The organism is Leifsonia sp. LS1, from assembly GCF_020521355.1.
GTDB lineage: Bacteria > Actinomycetota > Actinomycetes > Actinomycetales > Microbacteriaceae > Leifsonia.
In genome coordinates, this window is record NZ_BPER01000008.1 from 143,120 (window position 1) to 161,540 (window position 18,421).

At 70.4% G+C, this 18,421-nt stretch carries 15 protein-coding genes; 7 read left to right on the forward strand and 8 right to left on the reverse strand.

Annotated elements, in window-relative coordinates; translation table 11 throughout:
• The first annotated feature begins 304 nt into the window (after positions 1–304).
• Positions 305–2,437 carry an MDR family MFS transporter gene (locus LLS1_RS15050; RefSeq protein WP_226656762.1) on the forward strand — a complete coding sequence of 711 codons (2,133 nt, stop codon included), beginning with the start codon at positions 305–307 and terminating at the stop codon, positions 2,435–2,437.
• Positions 2,438–2,452: 15 nt separating this feature from the next.
• Here the strand turns inward: LLS1_RS15050 and LLS1_RS15055 are convergent, their stop codons facing one another.
• On the reverse strand, positions 2,453–3,769 hold the full coding sequence (locus LLS1_RS15055) for a cation:proton antiporter (protein WP_226656764.1): 1,317 nt from the start codon (positions 3,767–3,769) through the stop codon (positions 2,453–2,455).
• A gap of 329 nt (positions 3,770–4,098) precedes the next feature.
• Between LLS1_RS15055 and LLS1_RS15060 the strand changes: the two genes are divergently transcribed.
• The 5 genes from LLS1_RS15060 to LLS1_RS15080 all read left to right on the forward strand — a co-directional run bounded on the left by LLS1_RS15060 (position 4,099) and on the right by LLS1_RS15080 (position 10,080).
• Positions 4,099–5,424 (forward strand): ABC transporter substrate-binding protein, encoded by a 1,326-nt coding sequence (locus LLS1_RS15060; protein WP_223359012.1) that lies wholly within the window; start codon positions 4,099–4,101, stop codon positions 5,422–5,424.
• A gap of 110 nt (positions 5,425–5,534) precedes the next feature.
• Positions 5,535–6,662 carry a carbohydrate ABC transporter permease gene (locus LLS1_RS15065; protein ID WP_226656766.1) on the forward strand — a complete coding sequence of 376 codons (1,128 nt, stop codon included), beginning with the start codon at positions 5,535–5,537 and terminating at the stop codon, positions 6,660–6,662.
• The gene (locus LLS1_RS15070) at positions 6,659–7,558 is read left to right on the forward strand and encodes a carbohydrate ABC transporter permease (RefSeq protein WP_374758277.1); all 900 of its coding nucleotides are present in this window, start codon (positions 6,659–6,661) and stop codon (positions 7,556–7,558) included. Before LLS1_RS15065 ends, LLS1_RS15070 begins: the two co-directional genes overlap by 4 nt.
• A gap of 2 nt (positions 7,559–7,560) precedes the next feature.
• On the forward strand, positions 7,561–9,030 hold the full coding sequence (locus tag LLS1_RS15075; RefSeq protein ID WP_226656768.1) for a GH1 family beta-glucosidase: 1,470 nt from the start codon (positions 7,561–7,563) through the stop codon (positions 9,028–9,030).
• A 27-nt stretch (positions 9,031–9,057) separates the two neighbouring features.
• Positions 9,058–10,080, forward strand: a complete 1,023-nt coding sequence (locus LLS1_RS15080) for a LacI family DNA-binding transcriptional regulator (RefSeq protein WP_226656770.1) — start codon at positions 9,058–9,060, stop codon at positions 10,078–10,080.
• A gap of 90 nt (positions 10,081–10,170) precedes the next feature.
• Here the strand turns inward: LLS1_RS15080 and LLS1_RS15085 are convergent, their stop codons facing one another.
• From LLS1_RS15085 to LLS1_RS15095, 3 genes are read right to left on the reverse strand one after another with little or no spacing between them, the layout of a single operon-like run.
• Positions 10,171–11,079: a ribokinase gene (locus LLS1_RS15085; protein WP_226656772.1), complete on the reverse strand. Its 909-nt coding sequence runs from the start codon at positions 11,077–11,079 to the stop codon at positions 10,171–10,173.
• Positions 11,076–12,527 (reverse strand): MFS transporter, encoded by a 1,452-nt coding sequence (locus tag LLS1_RS15090; RefSeq protein ID WP_374758278.1) that lies wholly within the window; start codon positions 12,525–12,527, stop codon positions 11,076–11,078. Before LLS1_RS15090 ends, LLS1_RS15085 begins: the two co-directional genes overlap by 4 nt.
• Positions 12,524–13,510, reverse strand: a complete 987-nt coding sequence (locus tag LLS1_RS15095; RefSeq protein WP_226656774.1) for a nucleoside hydrolase — start codon at positions 13,508–13,510, stop codon at positions 12,524–12,526. The genes LLS1_RS15090 and LLS1_RS15095 overlap by 4 nt, the downstream gene beginning before the upstream one ends.
• A 101-nt stretch (positions 13,511–13,611) precedes the next feature.
• Between LLS1_RS15095 and LLS1_RS15100 the strand changes: the two genes are divergently transcribed.
• The gene (locus LLS1_RS15100) at positions 13,612–14,649 is read left to right on the forward strand and encodes a LacI family DNA-binding transcriptional regulator (protein ID WP_226656776.1); all 1,038 of its coding nucleotides are present in this window, start codon (positions 13,612–13,614) and stop codon (positions 14,647–14,649) included.
• 101 nt (positions 14,650–14,750) lie between these two features.
• Here the strand turns inward: LLS1_RS15100 and LLS1_RS15105 are convergent, their stop codons facing one another.
• From LLS1_RS15105 to LLS1_RS15120, 4 genes are all read right to left on the reverse strand, one after another.
• Entirely contained in the window at positions 14,751–15,575 is an 825-nt protein-coding gene (locus LLS1_RS15105) for a phosphatase PAP2 family protein (protein ID WP_226656778.1), read from the reverse strand.
• A gap of 75 nt (positions 15,576–15,650) precedes the next feature.
• Entirely contained in the window at positions 15,651–16,547 is an 897-nt protein-coding gene (locus tag LLS1_RS15110) for a site-specific DNA-methyltransferase (protein WP_223359004.1), read from the reverse strand.
• 52 nt (positions 16,548–16,599) lie between these two features.
• Positions 16,600–17,688: a zinc-binding dehydrogenase gene (locus LLS1_RS15115; protein ID WP_226656780.1), complete on the reverse strand. Its 1,089-nt coding sequence runs from the start codon at positions 17,686–17,688 to the stop codon at positions 16,600–16,602.
• Complete coding sequence (locus LLS1_RS15120; RefSeq protein WP_226656782.1) at positions 17,685–18,359, reverse strand: TetR/AcrR family transcriptional regulator; 675 nt, start codon at positions 18,357–18,359, stop codon at positions 17,685–17,687. The genes LLS1_RS15115 and LLS1_RS15120 overlap by 4 nt, the downstream gene beginning before the upstream one ends.
• Between the last annotated feature and the right edge of the window lie 62 nt (positions 18,360–18,421).

Here is an 18,421-nt window from a genome sequence, read left to right on the forward strand (position 1 = left end):
ACATCCTTCGGAGGGGATTCGGAGGGGGACGGGTTCGGGTAGCTTCCACGGTACGCCTCCTCCCTATGTGCCACCTGGACGGGGGGTGTCATCTGGCGCAGCTTCCGAGGAGATCCGCGTCATCCCGGGGATCGCGGGCGGACGTTCGCCTGTGGCGAACCCTCCCCCGTCGGGCCTCGACGCGTTGCCGAAAGACGCGCACCGGGTGTAACTTTGCACTCTCCGCAAAAATCTTCACGACTCTCACACCGGTGTGACGCCCGAGCGCCGGGCGTCCCCTCCTCGACTCTCGACTCGGAGTTCAATGTCCAGCACTGCCCCCGCGGCCCCGCCCGCACCCCAACCGATCATGTCGCACCGGCAGATCCTCTTCGTGATCTTCGGCCTCATGGCCGGCATGTTCCTCTCGGCCCTCGACCAGACGGTCGTCGGCACGGCCATCCGCACCATCGGCGACGACCTGCACGGCCTGAGCCAGCAGGCGTGGGTGACCACGGCCTACCTGATCGTCTCCACGATCGCGACGCCGATCTACGGCAAGCTCTCCGACATCTTCGGCCGGCGCCCGCTGTTCATCTTCGCGATCGTCGTCTTCATCATCGGCTCGATCCTCGCCTCCTTCTCGACCTCGATGGTCGAGCTGGCCGCGTTCCGCGCCATCCAGGGCCTCGGCGCCGGCGGCCTGATGTCGATGCCGCTCGCGATCATGGGTGACATGCTCGCCCCCCGCGAGCGCGCCAAGTACCAGGGCTACTTCCTCGCCGTCTTCGGCATCTCGAGCCTCATCGGCCCGCTGGTCGGCGGCCTGTTCGCCGGCGCGGACCAGATCCTCTGGATCGCCGGATGGCGCTGGGTGTTCCTCGTCAACGTGCCGATCGGCCTCATCGCGCTGGCGATGGTGCTGCGCTTCCTGCACCTGCCCAAGCACGCCCGCGGCTCCGCACGGATCGACTGGTGGGGCGCGACAGCCGTCGTGGTCGCCCTCGTCCCCCTGCTGCTCGTCGCAGAAGAGGGTCGTGACTGGGGTTGGGGCAGCGCCGGGGCCATCGCCTGCTACGTGATCGGAGCGGTCGGCGTCGTGGCCTTCATCCTCATCGAGAGGGCGATGAAGGACGACGCGCTCATCCCGCTGAAGCTGTTCCGCTCGAACACCTTCTCGATGGCCACCGTCATCGGCGTGTTCGTCGGCTTCGGGATGTTCGGCGCGATGCTGACCCTCCCGCTCTACCTGCAGCTGGTGCTCGGCGCGACGCCGACCGAGTCGGGTCTGCAGATGCTCCCGATGATCCTCGGCCTGATGATCTCCTCGATCGCCTCCGGTCAGATCATCGCCCGCACCGGCCACTACCGCCAGTTCCCGATCATCGGCACCGCGCTGCTCAGCGGCGGATTCTTCTACCTGACCTTCGTCAAGTACGACGGGTCGTACTGGTTCATCGCCGGTGCCATGCTGCTGATCGGCCTCGGTCTCGGCCAGCTGATGCAGACCCTGACCATCGCCAGCCAGAACTCGGTCGGCGTGCGCGACATGGGCGTGGCGACCAGTGCCTCCACCTTCTTCCGTCAGATCGGTGGGACGCTGGGCACCGCGGTGCTGCTCTCCTTGCTCTTCACGGTCATGCCGGGCAACGTCAAGACGTCCCTCGCGGATGAGCCGACGCTGAACAGCGCATTGAACGCGGCCCTCGACCCGTCGGTCGCCCAGGCTCCCGAGAACAAGAAGATCATGGAGCAGAGCTACGACAAGATCGTCTCCGAGCTGACCGACAAGACCACGTCCGGCATCCAGGCCAACGTCACCAAGGCGCAGGACGCCGCCAAGCAGGCTGTCGCCGACGCGGTGGCGGCCGGCCAGATCCCGGCCGCCGCTCAGGAGCAGGCGACAACCGCAGCCGTCGAGAAGGCGACCGCGGCCGCGGGTGCCGCGATCACGGCGAAGGCCCCGTACGCGTCCGTCGCTCCCGACGGGACCGTCACCCTGGACTTCTCGAACGACACCGTCCGTCAGAACTTCGTCGACTCCGTCGCGCCGAGCCTGTCCAGCACCCTCAAGAAGTCGACCAGCGCGAACGCCGGCAGTGGCAACCTCGACGACACGTCGTTCCTGAACGACGCCGACCCGCGCCTGTCGAAGCCGTTCCTCGTGGGATTCAACGCATCCGCGGTCGAGGTCTACTGGGTGGCTCTGATGGTCGTGCTGATCGCCTTCGTGCTGACGTGGTTCTTCAAGACCCCGCCGCTGCGCGCGAAGTCGGCACTGCAGGAGGCCGCGGACGACGCCGCGGAAAAGGACGCCGCCGCGCGCCGCGAGGAGGAGGACGAGGATGTCGGCATCCTCGCCAGCCGCGCGGCCGCCGAGGTCGGCGCGCTGATCGAACCGGGCGCGGACACCGCGTCCCTGCGGGCTCAGCGTCCGCAGACCTCTGCCGGCGAGTAGCCGGGCGCCTGCGCCTCACCCACGACGGCCGTCGTCCTCCGGGACGGCGGCCGTCGTCGCCGCCGGCACGATCCTCCGCAGGGCGAATGGTGCGGCGACGCCGTGGAGCAGGATGCTGCCCACGACGGTCAGCACGGTCACGCTCAGCACATCGCCGCTGACGGATTCCGGCAGCTGATTGAAGGCCAGGAGACCGAACACGATCGACGCCGTGCCGCGCGGTCCCAGCAACCCGAGGAAGGTGCGATCCCTCCAGCCGACGGACGAGCCGAGCATCGCGATGTAGACGGGCACCGCACGGAAGACGGTGAGGGCCAGGACGGCGACGACGAGCAGCCGCCAGTCGATGCCGTCCACGATCACCGCAGTCGTCATCCCGCCGAGGATGAACCAGACGAAGTTCGCCGCGACCGCGCTGACCTCCTCGACCAGCAAGAGCTCGGTGTGCGGGACAGCGTCGAGCTCCGTGCGCCTGGTGCGCGCGACGCGGTAGATGACGCCGGCGACGAACGCCGCGACGAAGCCGTTGGCGGCGAGCTCGTGCACGGTCGCGATCCCGAAGGCGAGCAGCGGGGTCAGCAGGGTGACGAATCGGATGCCGGTGGCGTCGGCCCAGCCGCGGCGCGCGGCCCAGCGGGTGAGGAGGCCCAGCGTGCCGCCGAGGAGCACGCCGATCAGGATGGCGATGGCCGTCGCGGGCACGGCGCCGAAGAACGCCTGCAGGAGGTCGGTGATGTTCTTCTCCAGCTGCGCCTCGTCCCCGGACGCCTCGGAGCCGGACTCGGCGATGCGGATGAGAGTGGGAAGCGCGACGGCGATGGCCAGCGAGATCCCGAACACCGGCGAGATGAGACCATCGTTGTAGCCGCTCTCGACGTTGAGGATGCGGCGCACACGAGCCGGGATGCGCTCCGAGCGCAGCAGGGCCGTGGCCGGGGCGAAGTCGGTCGGCATCAGGACGCAGGCGATGACGATCAGCACGAACACGCCGATCTGCGGCAGCAGCCACACGCCGACGAGGACGACCAGGACCAACGAGAGCGGCAGGGCGATGAGGACGAGACGCGCGAGCGAGCGCCCCTCCCCGCCGAACAGCCCGCCGCGGACCTCACAGGCGTCGACGAACAGCAGGACGGCCAGGATGAGCTCGACCACGTGCTCGGACACGTCGCTGTCGATGGCTGCGGTGAACGCAGGGACGCCGGGGATGACGACCAGCGCGCCGAGGGCGGCGAGGCCGGCAGGACCTGCGATCCCGACGCGCTCGAATCGGTGGGCGACCAGTGACCAGAGCGCGACCGCGGCGAAGCCGATGAGGATGATGACGGGCATCCTGACCTCTCCCTCGGCATCCGCCCCGACGGTCGGGGAGGTGTCCAGTCTCGTCGGACGACGGGACCCGCCTCCACCCGGACACGAGGTCGATCAGGTAACGATTGGGTCACGGTGGGTCGAGGCACCCCGGCGGCATCCGCGGAATCCCGCGATCGAGGAAACCGCGGAATCACGGCCGTGAGAGCGCGATCATGGATCGACTTGACATCCCGGACGAACTCGTTCTAGATTCTCCAGCAACGCGTGAGAGCGCTCTCACGGTCGCGAACTGAGAGCGCTCTCACGGCGCCACATCAGACCCAGCACACACCACAAGGGAGTGACCCGTGAAGCTTTCACGACGCACCAAGGTCGCGGCCGCCATTGCCGGCGCTGCGTCCTTCGCCCTCCTCGCCGCCGGCTGCTCATCGAGCGGCAGCGACGGCGGGAGCAGCTCGGACCCCATCACGCTGACCGTCACCACGTTCGGCACGATGGGCTTCGACAAGCTCTACTCGGAATACGAGAAGGAGCACCCCAACATCAAGATCAAGGCGACCAACATCGACACCGGTGACAACGCCCTGACCGACTGGCAGACGAAGCAGGCGGCCGGCAGCGGCCTCCCGGATGTACAGGCCGTCGAGGAGGGCTGGCTCTCCAAGGTCATGCAGGTCTCCGACCAGTTCAACGACCTGAAGGACTACGGCGCCGACAAGATCAAGGACCGCTGGGTCGACTGGAAGCTGAAGCAGGCCACCGACAAGGACGGCCGCATCATCGGCTACGGCACGGACATCGGACCGGAGGGCCTCTGCTACAACGGCAAGCTCTTCGCCGCGGCCGGCCTGCCGAGCGACCGCGAGTCCGTCGCCAAGCTCTTCGGCGGCGACAACGCCACCTGGGCGGACTACTTCAAGGTCGGCGAGCAGTACAAGGCCGCCACCGGCAAGGCCTTCTACGACCAGTCCGGGTTCCTCTGGAACGCGATGGTGAACCAGCAGCCCGAGGGCTACTACACCAAGGACGGCAAGCTGAACATCGAGGACAACTCCGACCTCAAGGCGCTCTGGGGGCAGCTGGCCGCCGGTGCCGCCGCCGGGCTCTCCTCCAACCAGACCCAGTGGGACTGGGGCAAGGGCAAGGCGTTCACGGACGGCTCGTTCGCGACCTTCGTCTGCCCGGGCTGGATGCTCGGCGTCGTCAAGGGCCAGGTCGAGGCGGGCGGCGGCAGCGCCGACACCGGCTGGGACTTCGCCAACGTGTTCCCGGGCGGCGCGGCCAACTGGGGCGGCTCGTTCCTGACCGTGCCGAAGCAGTCGAAGCACCCGAAGGAGGCGGCCGAGCTCGCCGCCTGGCTGACCACCGCGAAGTCGCAGGTCGCCACGTTCCAGGCCGCCGGCACGTTCCCGTCGGTGACCGCGGCGCAGTCCGACCCCGGCGTGACCGGTCAGAGCGACCTGACGAAGTTCTTCGACAACGCCCCGATCGGCGAGATCCTCGCCCAGCGCGCCAAGGGCGTCGTGGCCCAGTACAAGGGACCGGACGACTCGGTCATCCAGTCGCAGGTCTTCGGCCCGTCCGTCCAGGAGCTCGACTCCGGCAAGGCGAACGGCGACCAGGCGTGGGACAACGCGATGAAGCTGCTGAACCAGCTGGTCGTCAACAAGTAGCAGGCACCGTCCGGGCCCCCGCCGCTCCCACCGGCGGCGGGGGCCCGCACCTTGCACCGCACGCAACGCCTCCACCACCGCACCGCCCTCCCACCTCATCGGAGAACCGCATGACCACCGCCACCCGCCCGGAGACCGCCACCGCGGTCCGGCGCGACCGGGATGCGCGCAAGGCGCTCACCTTCAAGCAGAAGCTCAGCCGCTTCGACGTCAAGGCGTCGCCGTACTTCTACGTGGCGCCGTTCTTCGTCCTCTTCGGGCTCGTCGGGCTGTTCCCGCTGATCTACACGTTCGTCGTGTCGCTCAACAAGTGGAACCTCCTCACCGGCCCCGGCGAATGGGTCGGCTTCGGCAACTACGTCGCCGAGCTGCAGGACCCGTTCTTCTGGAACTCCCTCTTCAACACGGTGAGCATCTTCCTGCTCTCCGCCATCCCCCAGCTCATCGCCGCCGTCTTCATCGCGGCCGTCCTGGACCAGAACATCCGCGCGAAGACCTTCTGGCGGATGAGCGTCCTGCTCCCCTACGTCGTCACCCCCGTCGCCGTCACGCTGATCTTCTCGAGCGCGTTCGACGAGAAGTACGGGCTCATCAACAACATGCTGCAGGCCGTCGGCCTCGACCCGGTGATGTGGAAGACGGAGACCTTCCCGGCCCACGTCGCCATCGCCACGATGGTCAACTGGCGCTGGACGGGCTACAACGCGCTCATCCTGCTCGCCGCCATGCAGGCCGTGCCGCGCGACATCCACGAGTCGGCGTCCCTCGACGGCGCCGGGTCGTTCCGCCGGTTCTTCTCGATCACGCTGCCGAGCATCCGCCCCACCATGATCTTCGTGATCATCACGGCGACCATCGGCGGCCTCCAGATCTTCACGGAGCCGAAGCTGTTCAACCCGTCCAGTGCGGTCCCGGGAGGACCGCAGCGGCAGTACCAGACCACCGTGCTCTACCTCTGGGACATGGCCTTCAACCGGCAGAACTTCGGCAAAGCCTCCGCGATCGCGTGGATGCTGTTCCTCCTGATCGTGCTGTTCGGCCTGCTCAACTTCCTGATCTCGCGGCGGATCGCCTCCACCGAGGCGCGCCTGCACACGAAACGGACGGCGAAACGCCTGGCGCGCAGCCGGGCCGCCGACGCCGCAGCCGGAGGCGGATCCGGCTCCGCCGACCCCGACGCCCCCACCGCAGAAGGCGCCCGCACCCTGGTCGCCGCCAGCGAGGAGAAGAACCTGTGACCACCACCGCCTCCCGGCCGACATCGAGCACGTCGCCGCGCCCCGCGCCCCAGCGTGCACCCAAGCGCAAAGCGCTGGGCATCGATCGCCGCCCCGGCTTCCTCACCTACGGCATCCTGTTCGTCATCTTCGTCGGCGGCGCCTACCCGCTGTGGTGGTCGTACGTCGCCGGATCCAGCGACAGCACCGTGCTCACCGCCACCTGGCCGCCGCTGCTCCCGGGCGGCCAGTTCTGGAAGAACATCGGCGAGGTGCTCGGCACGGTGCCGTTCTGGCAGGCGCTCGGCAACTCGCTCATCGTCTCCACTGTCATCACCGCCTCGGTCGTGCTCTTCTCGACACTGGCGGGCTACGCGTTCGCCAAGCTGCGCTTCCGCGGCCGCGAGGGCCTGATGGTGTTCGTCATCGCGACGCTGGCGGTGCCGACCCAGCTCGGCATCATCCCGCTCTTCATGGTCATGAAGCAGTTCGGCTGGACGGGCACTCTCGGCGCCGTGATCGTGCCGACCCTGGTCACCGCCTTCGGCGTGTTCTTCATGCGGCAGTACCTCGTCGACGTCATCCCGGACGAGCTGATCGAGGCCGCCCGCGTCGACGGCGCGAACATGATCCGCACCTTCTGGCACGTCGGCGTCCCCGCAGCACGCCCGGCCATGGCGATCCTCGGCCTCTTCACCTTCATGACGGCGTGGACGGACTACCTCTGGCCGCTCCTCGTCGCGCCGCAGAACCCGACCCTGCAGGTCGCCCTGAGCCAGCTGCAGTCGGCGAAGTACGTCGACTACTCGATCGTGCTCGCCGGCGCCGTGCTCGCCACCATCCCCCTGCTCCTCCTCTTCGTGCTCGCCGGCCGGCAGCTGGTCTCCGGCATCATGGCCGGCGCGGTGAAAGGCTGAGAATGACCGACGACCGCTGGCCCGACGGCTTCCTGTGGGGTTCCGCCACAGCCGCCGCGCAGATCGAGGGCGCCGCCCACGAGGACGGCAAGGAGGACTCCATCTGGGACGCCTTCGCCCGCGTCCCGAACGCCATCGCCGGGGGCGACACCCCGGAGCGCGCCGTGGACCACTACCACCGCATGCCGGAGGACGTCGCACTGATGGCGTCGCTCGGCCTCCAGTCGTACCGCTTCTCGACCTCCTGGGCCCGGGTCAGGCCGGGCGACCGCGCCGTCAACCCGGCCGGGATCGACTTCTACAGCCGGCTGGTGGACGAGCTGCTCGGCGCGGGCATCCTGCCCTGGCTGACCCTCTACCACTGGGACCTGCCGCAGGCCCTGGAGGAGCGCGGCGGCTGGGCGAACCGCGACACGGCCTACCGCTTCCGCGACTACGCGCTCGCGGTCTACGACGCCCTCGGCGACCGGGTCGATCACTGGACGACGTTCAACGAGCCGCTCTGCTCCTCCCTCATCGGCTACGCGGCGGGCGAGCACGCGCCGGGTCGTCGCGAGCCGGCCGCCGCCCTCGCCGCGCTGCACCACCAGCACCTCGCGCACGGGCTGGCGGCGCAGGCGATCCGCGAGCGGGCGGGCTTCCCGGCCACGACCGCCGGGGATGCGGGCCGCGCCGAGCGCCTCCGCCTCGGGATCACCCTCAACCTGACCACCGCCGTCCCGAACGACCCCGCCGACCCGGCCGACCTCGACGCCGCGCGCCGGATCGACGGGCTGTGGAACCGCATGTACCTGGAGCCGATGCTGCTGGGCGCCTACCCCGCCGACGTGCTGGAGGATCTGAGCGAGCACCGGTTCGAGCAGTTCGTGCGGGAGGGCGACCTCGACGTGATCGCACAACCGCTCGACTTCCTGGGCGTGAACCACTACCACGACGACAACGTCAGCGGCCACCCGCTGCCGGCCGGCACTCCCCCGGCGATCGTCCCGACCGACCGGCCGACGTCGACGCCGTTCGTCGGCAGCGAGTTCGTGACCTTCCCGTCGCGGCACCTGCCCACGACCGCCATGGGCTGGGAGGTCAACCCCGACGGCCTCCGCCGCCTCCTGGTACGCCTCACCGCCGACTACCCGACGCTCCCTCCGCTGTACATCACCGAGAACGGCGCCTCCTACGACGATGCGACCGACCCGGACGGACGCATCGTCGACACCGACCGCGAGGCGTACATCCTCGCCCACATCGACGCTGTGCACGCCGCGATCGGCGAGGGCGCCGACGTGCGCGGCTACTTCGTATGGTCCCTGCTCGACAACTTCGAGTGGGCGTGGGGCTACGAGAAGCGCTTCGGCATCGTGTCGGTGGACTACGGGACGCAGACGCGCACGGTGAAGGAGTCGGGTCGCGCATTCGCCCGGGTCATCGCCGCAGCGCGGGCCGCCGAAGCCGGCATCGCCCCGGCACGCGCCTAACATGGACGACGGACGAGAAGGAGACCGATGAGGACCGAGCCGGCGGACGCCGCGGCCGTCCCCACCCTGGAGGCGGTGGCGGCACGCGCGGGGGTCTCGCGCGCCACGGTCTCCCGCGTGGTCAACGGCTCGCCGAAGGTCACGCCGGAGGTCGTCGCCGTGGTGACGGCCGCCATCGCCGACCTCAACTACGTCCCGAACCGCGCCGCCCGCTCCCTCGCCTCCCGCCGCACCCAGGTGATCGCCCTGGTCGTGCCGGAGTCGACCGCCAAGGTCTTCGCCGACCCGTTCTTCGCCTCCATCGTGCAGGGCGTCGCCCTGAGCCTCGCCGACACCGAGTACACCCTCAACATGGTCATCTCGTCGGAGACGAACCCCGACAAGACCCGTCGCTATCTGATGGGCGGCAACGTGGACGGCGCGCTCGTCGTCTCGCACCACTCCGGCGACCACTCCTACGCACAGCTCGGAACGACCCTGCCGATCGTGTTCGGCGGACGGCCCGTCGGCGACGCGATGGGCGACTCCTACTTCGTCGACGTGGACAACGTCTCCGGATCCGCGGGCGCCACCGAGCATCTGATCGCCCGGGGCCGCCGGAACATCGCGCTCGTCACCGGCCCGCAGGACATGCCCGCCGGCCTCGACCGCCTCACCGGCTGGCGGCAGGCTCTCGACGCGCACGGCCTCGACACCTCGCTCATCGAGCTCGGCGACTTCTCCCCGCTCTCGGGCAAGGAGGCCATGCGGAGGCTGCTCGCCCGCGGCGTGCCGATCGACGGCCTGTTCGCCGCGAACGACCAGATGGCCGCGGGCGCGTACTCCGCGATCCGGGAGGCGGGCCTCCGCATCCCGGAGGACATCGCCGTCGTCGGCTTCGACGACGACAACTTCGGCATCACCGCCGCGCCGCCGCTGACCACCGTGCACCAGCCATCCATCGGGCTCGGCGAGACGATGGCCCGCGTGCTGGTGCGCCGCATCCAGGGTGAGCCCGTCGAGCGCGTCACCCTCCTCCCCACCGAGCTGGTCATCCGCGAGTCGACCTAGCGCCCCTCACTCCCTTTCGTCGCACATTCGTGCCGAATGGTGCGATCGAGCGCCGCTATCGCACCATTCGGCACGAATGTTGCGCGCGGGTCAGCGGCGGAGGAAGGCGGCCAGGGCGTCGGAGGTCGGGTAGGAGGCCTGCGCTCCGGCGCGGGAGGCGGCGAAGGCTCCGACGCCGACCGCGAAGCGGGCCGCGTCGAGCAGGGAGTCGCCGTCGGCGAGGCGCAGCAGCAGCGCGCCCATGAAGGCGTCGCCGGCGCCGGTGGTGTCCACAGCATCGACCCGCACCGCAGGGACGGCGACGGGGGCGGCGGCGCCGTCGATGACCACGCAGCCGTCGGCCCCGCGCGTCACCACGGCGCGCGCGACGCCGAGCGCGGCGAAGCCGTCGCGCAACTCCCCGGGCGCCGCGTCCTCCGCGACGCCGAGCAGCGCAGCGGCCTCCCCCTCGTTGACGAGGAGCACGTCGACCAGCGGAAGCAGCCCGCGCGCCTCCGCGCGGAAAGGCGACGGGTTCAGCACGACGGTCAGACCGGACGCGCGTGCGCGCTGCGCCGCGTCGACGACCACGTCCTCCGGGACCTCGAGGCACAGTCCGAGCACGGCGGCCCCCGCCACGGCGGAGTCCGGGAGGTCGGCGGGAGCGAGTGTGCCGTTCGCGCCCGGCGAGACGACGATCGTGTTCTCGCCGTGCGCGTCCACGGTGATGAGCGCGGTCCCGGTCGCCGCATCGTCGCGCACCGCGACCGTGGAGACATCGACGCCCGCACCCGCGACGGACGCGCGCAGCAGCTCGCCGTGGGCATCCGCACCGACTGCGCCGACGAGGCTCACTGCACCGCCCAGACGCCCGGCGGCGACAGCCTGATTGGCGCCCTTGCCACCGGCGCCGGTCGACAGATCGCCGCCGGTGACGGTCTCTCCGGGCCGCGGGAAGGCGGCGGTCTGCACGACGAGGTCGGCGTTCAGCGACCCGACGACGAGGATGCGGCCGCTCATCGCGCGTCCGCCGCTTCGGTCACGACCTCGGCCGAGGCGGGGCGCGGGATGAGGAACGAGACGGCGAGGGCTCCGGCGGTGATTGCGGCTCCGAGCATCATGCCCGCAGAGTATCCGGTCGTCGAGCTCGGCGCGGCCGAGGTCGCGACCTGGAGGGCCGGGAGGAGCGCGAAGCTCAGCCCGGCGCCGAGGTTGAACGCGCCCGCGTTGAGCCCGGGCAGGAAGCCGGGGTTCTCCGCCGGCGACAGCACGATGCCCAGACCGTTGAGCATGATGTTGCCGATGCCCGCGTAGCCGATGCCGATCACCACGGTGGTCGCGATGAGCACGGGCAGCGAGTGCACGCCCACGAACGCCATCACGACCGTCGCGACGATCGTGCCGACGAGGCCGATGCGCAGGATGCGGCGGTAGCCGAGCACCGGAGCGAGGCGGCCTGCGAGCGGACCGACGATCCAGCCGACGATGGCGTACGGGGTGAGGAAGGCGAGGGAGGCCAGGTCGGGCGCCATCCCGAAGCCTGCGTCGGCGTTCTGGGCCAGGGAGGTCACCAGGCCGTTCACGACGGCGAACACGCCGGTCATGGTGAGCAGAGTGGTTGTGAGCAGCGCCCAGGTGGCGCGGCGCTTCAGGAGCGGGGTGGGCACGAGCGGCTGGGCGACCCGGTTCTCCACCCGCCAGAAGATCGCGAAGGCGATCACGGCGACGGCGAGGGAGAGCGCGACGAGCAGCCAGTTCGCCGAAGCCAGACGGCCCGCCTCGTTGAGGCCCGTGAGCAGGGCACCGATGGAGACGACCAGAGGGAGCACGCCCCACCAGTCCATCCGCACGCCCGCGGAGGGCCGCGACTCGGCGCCCCAGAAGACGACCATCGCCACGGCGATCACGGTGATGACGGCGATCGTCCAGAACACGGAGCGGAAGCCGAAGGTCGTCGCCAGCCAGCCGCCGGCGATGGCGTCGATGCCGGCGATGCCCCCGTTGACCGCGGTGAGGAGGCCCATCGCCGCACCGTATTTGCGCGGATCGGTGATCTCGGCGCGCAGCATCAGGAGGCAGATCGGCACGACCGGTCCGGTGACGCCCTGGATGAGGCGACCGGCGAACAGCATGCCCACGTTCATGGCCAGGGCCGCGACGACGCTGCCGACGAACATGACGACGAGCATCCCGAGCAGCACGCGCTTGCGGCCGACGATGTCGCTCAAGCGCGGGAGGAACAGCGAGAAGAGCGCGGCGATCGTGAAGAAGAGCGTCTGCGAGAGGCCGATGGTGGCTTCATCGGTGTTCAGCTCGTGCGACATGGTGACGAGCACGGGACTCAGCATGCTGGCGTTGAGCTGGAAGGCGACGCACGCGGCGAGCAACGCCGCGGTCAGGGCCGCGATGCGGACGGGGCGCCCCGGGCCTCCGACCGCTGCGACCGGGGTGGGGGCGGTGGCGCTCACGCGAGATCTCCCGCGGCGAGGTCGGCGATCGCGGATTCGAGGGCGGCGGGCTCGCCGATGCGCTCGAGCGCGTCGACGACCAGGCCCCAGAAACGCTCGGGGTCGAGCTCCATCGCAGCCCAGGTCGGGCAGTCGGCGGCGGGAGCCGAGCGGAGGTCGGCGACCGTCATCCCGGTGGTCAGGCGCCCCTGTGTCTCGATCGCGATGGGCATCTGCACGGCGCGGACGACCGACGGGTCGATCACGTAGGCGACGGCGACGGGGTCGTGGACGGGCGGGCTGTCGAAGCCCTGCACATCGGCGTAGGTGCGGCCGAAGAACTCGAGCAGCTCCCCCACGAACCGAGCGGGGGCGGTGCCGACACGCTCGATGCGCTCCGCGACAGCGGGGGTGGCGAGCGCCTGGTGCGTGACGTCGAGGCCGCACATGACGACTCTCCATCCGGCGCCGAAGACGATGTCGGCGGCCTCGGGATCGATCACGATGTTGAACTCCGCGACCGGGCTCCAGTTGCCGACATGCACGCCGCCGCCCATGAGGACGACCTGCTTGACGCGCTCGACGATGCGCGGCTCCTGCCGCACGGCGAGCGCGATGTTGGTGAGCGCACCCGTCGGGACGAGGGTGACCGTCCCCGGTTCGTGCGCCATGACCGTGTCGATGATGAGCTGCACCGCGTGCCGCTCGTCGAGCTCGAACGCCGGCTCGGGCAGCTGCGGGCCGTCGAGGCCGGACTCGCCGTGGATGCTCGGGGCGACCTCGACCGGACGCACGAGGGGCCGGTCGGCGCCGGCGGCGAACGGCACGCCGGTGATCCCCGCGACGCGGGCCACGGCCAGGGCGTTGCGGGTCACCTTCTCGAGGGTCTGGTTGCCCGCGACGGTGGTGACCGCCAGCAGGTCGATGTGGGGACTGCCGTGGGCCAGCATGAGCGCGATCGCGTCGTCATGCCCCGGATCGCAGTCCAGGATGATCTTCTCCATCGGGGAGCCTCCGCTTCGTCGAGGACGTCAAACGTTTGACACTGTAGGCGTAAAGCGCTTGACGCCGCAAACCGGGAGGTGCCGCCGATACGATCGAGAGCATGTCGACGCCCTCGCCCGCGCCGCGCCGGGTGACCGCCGCGATGGTCGCGGAGCGCGCGGGCACGAGCATCGCGACCGTCTCGCTGGTGGTCAACGGCAAGGCCCGCGGCCGCATCTCCGACGAGAACGCCGCTCGCGTGCTCGCGGCCGTCGCCGAGCTCGGCTACGTGGTCGACGGTGCGGCGAGCGCGCTGGCCCGCGGGACGAGCGACATCGTCGTGCTCCTCGCCCCCGACCTCCCGAATCCGTTCTTCGGGCGCGTGATCAAGGGCGTGCAGGAGGAGCTCGGCGAGCGATACCAGCTGCTCCTGTCGGCCGCCGCGAGCGGTGAGCAGCCGACCGCGACAGACGTGCGCCGACTCGCCTCCCTGCGACCCGCCGGCCTGCTCGTCTCGGCGCCCGGGCCCGACTTCCTCGACGACGTGCCCGCGGGGATCCCCCTGGTGCTGCTCGACGCGCCGGGGCTGGAGACCCGCGCGGCGACCGTCAACTACGACCTCGCCCCCGGGGTGGACGCCCTTGCGCGGCACCTCGCCGAACGGGGGCACCGGACGATCGGCTACCTCGACGGCGCGACGCCGGCCGCCACCTACACGCTGCGGCGGGAGCTGCTGCGGGAAGCCGCCGAGCGGCGGGGGATGACCCTGCTCGCCGAACCCGACGCGCGCAGCGGACCCGACCTCGCCGAGGCCGCCGCCGCGACGCTCGCCGCCCTTCCCGCCTGGCGCGCCGCGGGTGCGACGGCCATCGTCGCGGCGGCGGACACACTGGCTCACGGAGTGCTCGCCGCGTGCGCATCGACCGGCATCCGCGTGCCCGAGGAGCTCGCTGTCGCCGGATTCGACGATCTCCCGGCGTCCGCCGTCACCGCGCCGAGCCTGACCAGCGTCGCCCTCCCCGGCGACGCGCTGGGCCGCGCGGCCGCGCACCGGCTGCTGGCGCTGGTCGCGCCGTCGGCCCAGAGCTCCGGGGCCGAGCTGCCGGAGGCGCCTCCCGCTCCCCTCGCCGCGACCCTCACCCTCCGCGCCTCCACCTGACCCCCTCGACTTTTGGACCGAATCGCGGGAATCGCGTGGGCTATCGCGACTTTTGGACCAAATCGGCAGCGCTACGAGCGCTACGGAGCGCTACGGGAGCGCTACGGGAGCGCGCGGTACACGCGGTTGCCGAGCGCGGCGAGGAGGAAGCCCGTCGCCACGATCGCGGCGACGCCGCCTGCGTACGCGATAAAGAGGTGCGACGATCCCTGCTGCGCCGAGAAGTAGGTGACCAGCAGCGAGACCAGCGCACCCACCGCGCAGACGACGGCGATCCACACCAGCGGCCACAGCTTCGTCCGCACCGGAGGGTCGGCCGGCCGCAGGCGCAGACCGCTGAGCACCAGCCCGGCGATGCAGCCCCAGAAGGCGACGACCAGCATCCCGGCGATCACGTCGCTCGGCCGGTGCCACTGCTCGACGAGAGTGGAGGCTCCCGCCGCGATGGTGAAGACGGCCCCGACCACGGCCGCGAGGGGACGGAATCGGGGGGATGCGACGAGGAAGACCACGAGGGCCGCCGACGCCGCCACCGATGTGTGTCCCGACGGCAGCGAATTGGCGAGCCCCGCATCCACCCCCTTCTCGGGCCGTGACAGGACGGAGTACTTGAGGATCTGCGTGCTGACGTTCGCACCGATGGCGGCGCCGACGGCGACCGCGAACACCAGCCAGTTGCGCCGGACGATCACCACGATGAGCGCGATCACCGCGCCGATGAACACCGCCGCGACCGGGAGCGCGTTGAGGAACGTGTGCGCGAAGTCGATCAGATCGCCCTTCCACGCGTCCGCCCCGGCGAACGCCCGCTCGTCGATCACCTGGCCGACGTAGCTGCGCACGAACAGGAAGTAGACGCCGGTGAAGGCGAGTGCGGTCCCGATCGCTCCCCACAGGAAGGGCAGGGCTCGCAGGACGGGTCGCATAGTCACCAACCCTTCCACAGACGGCTCGGAAAACTCCGGACGGTCGCCGGGAAGGCGCCGCGCAGGCGCTCCGGCTCAGACGAACCGCACCTCACGCTCGTGCCCGGCGAAACGGTCCCGCATCACGGCGACCGCCTCGGGGTTGCTGTCGACCAGGAGGAAACGCCGGCCGAGCGCGGCGGCCACCGCGCCGGTGGTGCCGCTGCCGGCGAAGAAGTCGAGCACCCAGTCGCCCTCGCGGCTCGACGCCTGCACGACGCGGCGCAGCACGCCCTCGGGCTTCTGGGTCGGGTAGCCCGTCTTCTCGCGGCCCGTCGGCGACACGATGGTGTGCCACCACACGTCGGTCGGCAGTTTGCCCAGCTCCGCCTTCTCGGGTGTGACCAGCCCGGGCGCCATGTACGGCTCCCGGTCGACGGCGGAGGAGTCGAAGAAGTAGGCGGAGGGGTTCTTCACGTACACGAGGATGGTGTCGTGCTTCGCCGGCCAGCGGGTCTTCGACTTGGCCCCGTAGTCGTAAGCCCACACGATCTCGTTGAGGAAGCTCTCACGGCCGAACAGCGCGTCGAGCAGCACCTTCGCGTAATGCGACTCCCGGTAGTCGAGGTGCAGATACAGCGTCCCGTCGTCGGCGAGCACCCGCCAGGCCTCGATGAGCCGTGGCTCCAGGAACTCCCAGTAGTCCTCGAACCGGTCGTCGTAGCTGAGGAGGTCGCCCTTGATGCGCTCATAGCTGCGGCCTTTGAAGCCGATCACGCTGCCTCCCGCGCCGGGCTCCGACCGCACGGCCTTCATCGCGCGCCGCGCCTGCGACCGGCCGGTGTTGAAGGGAGGGTCGAGGTAGATCAGCCGGAACGACTCGTCCGGGAGCGCGGCGACGACGTCGAGGTTGTCGGCGTGCACGACGGTGCTCGGGGCCGCGGGGTGCCACAGCGGCGCGGGCGCGCCGGCGGCGGGGACGGTCTCGAGCATGGGTCCATTCTCGCAGCGCCCCGCCGCCATCGCTCCGTGCGGAGCGGGCCGGTCAGAGAGAGGTGACGACGACGCGGGTCACGTTCGGGTCCTTCAAGGCCTCGTACCCCTGCTCGATCTCGTCGAGCGCGATCTCCTTCGACAGCAGCGCATCGAGTTCGAAGCGCCCCTGGAGGTACAGGTTCGCGTAGAGCGGGATGTCGCGCTTGGCGGTCGTCGAGCCCATGTAGACGCCCTGGATGCGGCGCTGGGAGCCGATCAGGCCGACCTGGTGCACCGCGATCTCGGAGGTCGGGTCGATCACGCCGATGAGGTAGAGACCCCCGCCGGGCGCGACCATCTGGAGGCCCTGCTCGGCGACCTGCTTGATGCCGACGAAGTCGAACACCGCGTCCGCGCCCCGGCCGGTGATCTCGAGCACGGCGGCGACAGGGTCGCCCGCGGTCGAGTTGACGACATGGGTCGCCCCGAAGCTGCGCGCCTTCTCGAGCTTGTCGTCGGCGATGTCGACCGCGATGATCGTGGCCGCCCCGGCGACCAGGGCCCCGTTGATCGCGTTGAGCCCGACGCCGCCCGCGCCGATGACGACCACGGAGTCGCCCGCCTGCACGTTCGCGGTGTTGATGACGGCTCCCGCACCGGTGACGACGCCGCAGCCGAGCAGCGCGGCCTGCGGGAACGGGATCTCGTCGGGCACCTTCACCAGCTGGTTCTCGTGGATGAGAGCCTGCTGCGCGAAGCCGCCCAGCCCGAACGCCTGGAAGACCGGGGAACCGGCCTCGCTGAGCCGGGCCGGCTCGTCGTCGGCACGGAGCGTCTTCTCGGGGTGGAGGCACTGGTAGACGCGACCGGAGAGACACCTCTCGCACGCGCCGCAGTACTGCACGAGGCACCCGACCACGTGGTCGCCGACAGCGAGCTCGGTCACATCGGGGCCGACCTCGGTGACGATACCCGCGACCTCGTGGCCGAAGACGGCGGGCAGCGGTGTGCCCATCTCGTGACGCGACATGGTCAGGTCGGTGTGGCAGAGCCCGGACGCCTTGACGTCGAGCAGCACCTCCCGGCCCCGTGGTGCCGCGATCTGCAGTTCGGCGGTCTCGAAGCCTGCGCCGATCTCGCGCACGACGACTGCTTTCATGGGGTGTTCCTTTCGGGTGTGGTGTCGCCGGCGTCTCCGGCGGCGGGGTGCCCGGCGTGCATCCACGCGGGCATGAGTTCGAGGAGGTGCTCGGCGAGTTGCTCGGGCTCGGCCTCCACCTCGCCGAGCACCCACGACACGAGCAGGCCGGTCGCGGCGTTCGCGATGTAGGTGGCGGCGAGGTCGACGTCGAGCCCGGCCGGCAGCGCGCCGGTGTCCTGGATGTGCGACCGGATGCTCCCGGCCATGACCCAGGCGACCCGCGCCTGCACGCCGCGTCCCGCGGGCAGGCGGTAGACGGCTGCGTAGAGCGAGCGGTGGCCGGCATAGTGCTCGACCAGCAGGCGCTGGGAGTCGAGCATCGCGGCGGTGTGGTCGCCCGCGTGCCCGTCTCGCTCGGAGGCGGCGATCGCGGCGAAGGCCGACTCCTGCATCCGCAGCGCCAGCTCGTCGATGTCGGCGAAGTGCGTGTAGAAGGTGGCGCGGCTCACTCCGGACTCGGCGACGATCGCGCTCACCGTCACCTCCCCCGGCCCGGCGGAGAGCCGCTCGACGGCGTCGAACAGCTTCCGGCGGGTGCGCTGGACACGCGGATCGGCCGAATCACGCAGGCCGCCGCGCACGGCGGCGAGGGCGGGTTCGGACGGCGTCGTCCTCTCGGAGGGGGTCACACCGTGACTCTACGCCGTTTTCTAGACACGCGTCCAGAAAACTCGGCGGCCATCCGGGGTAG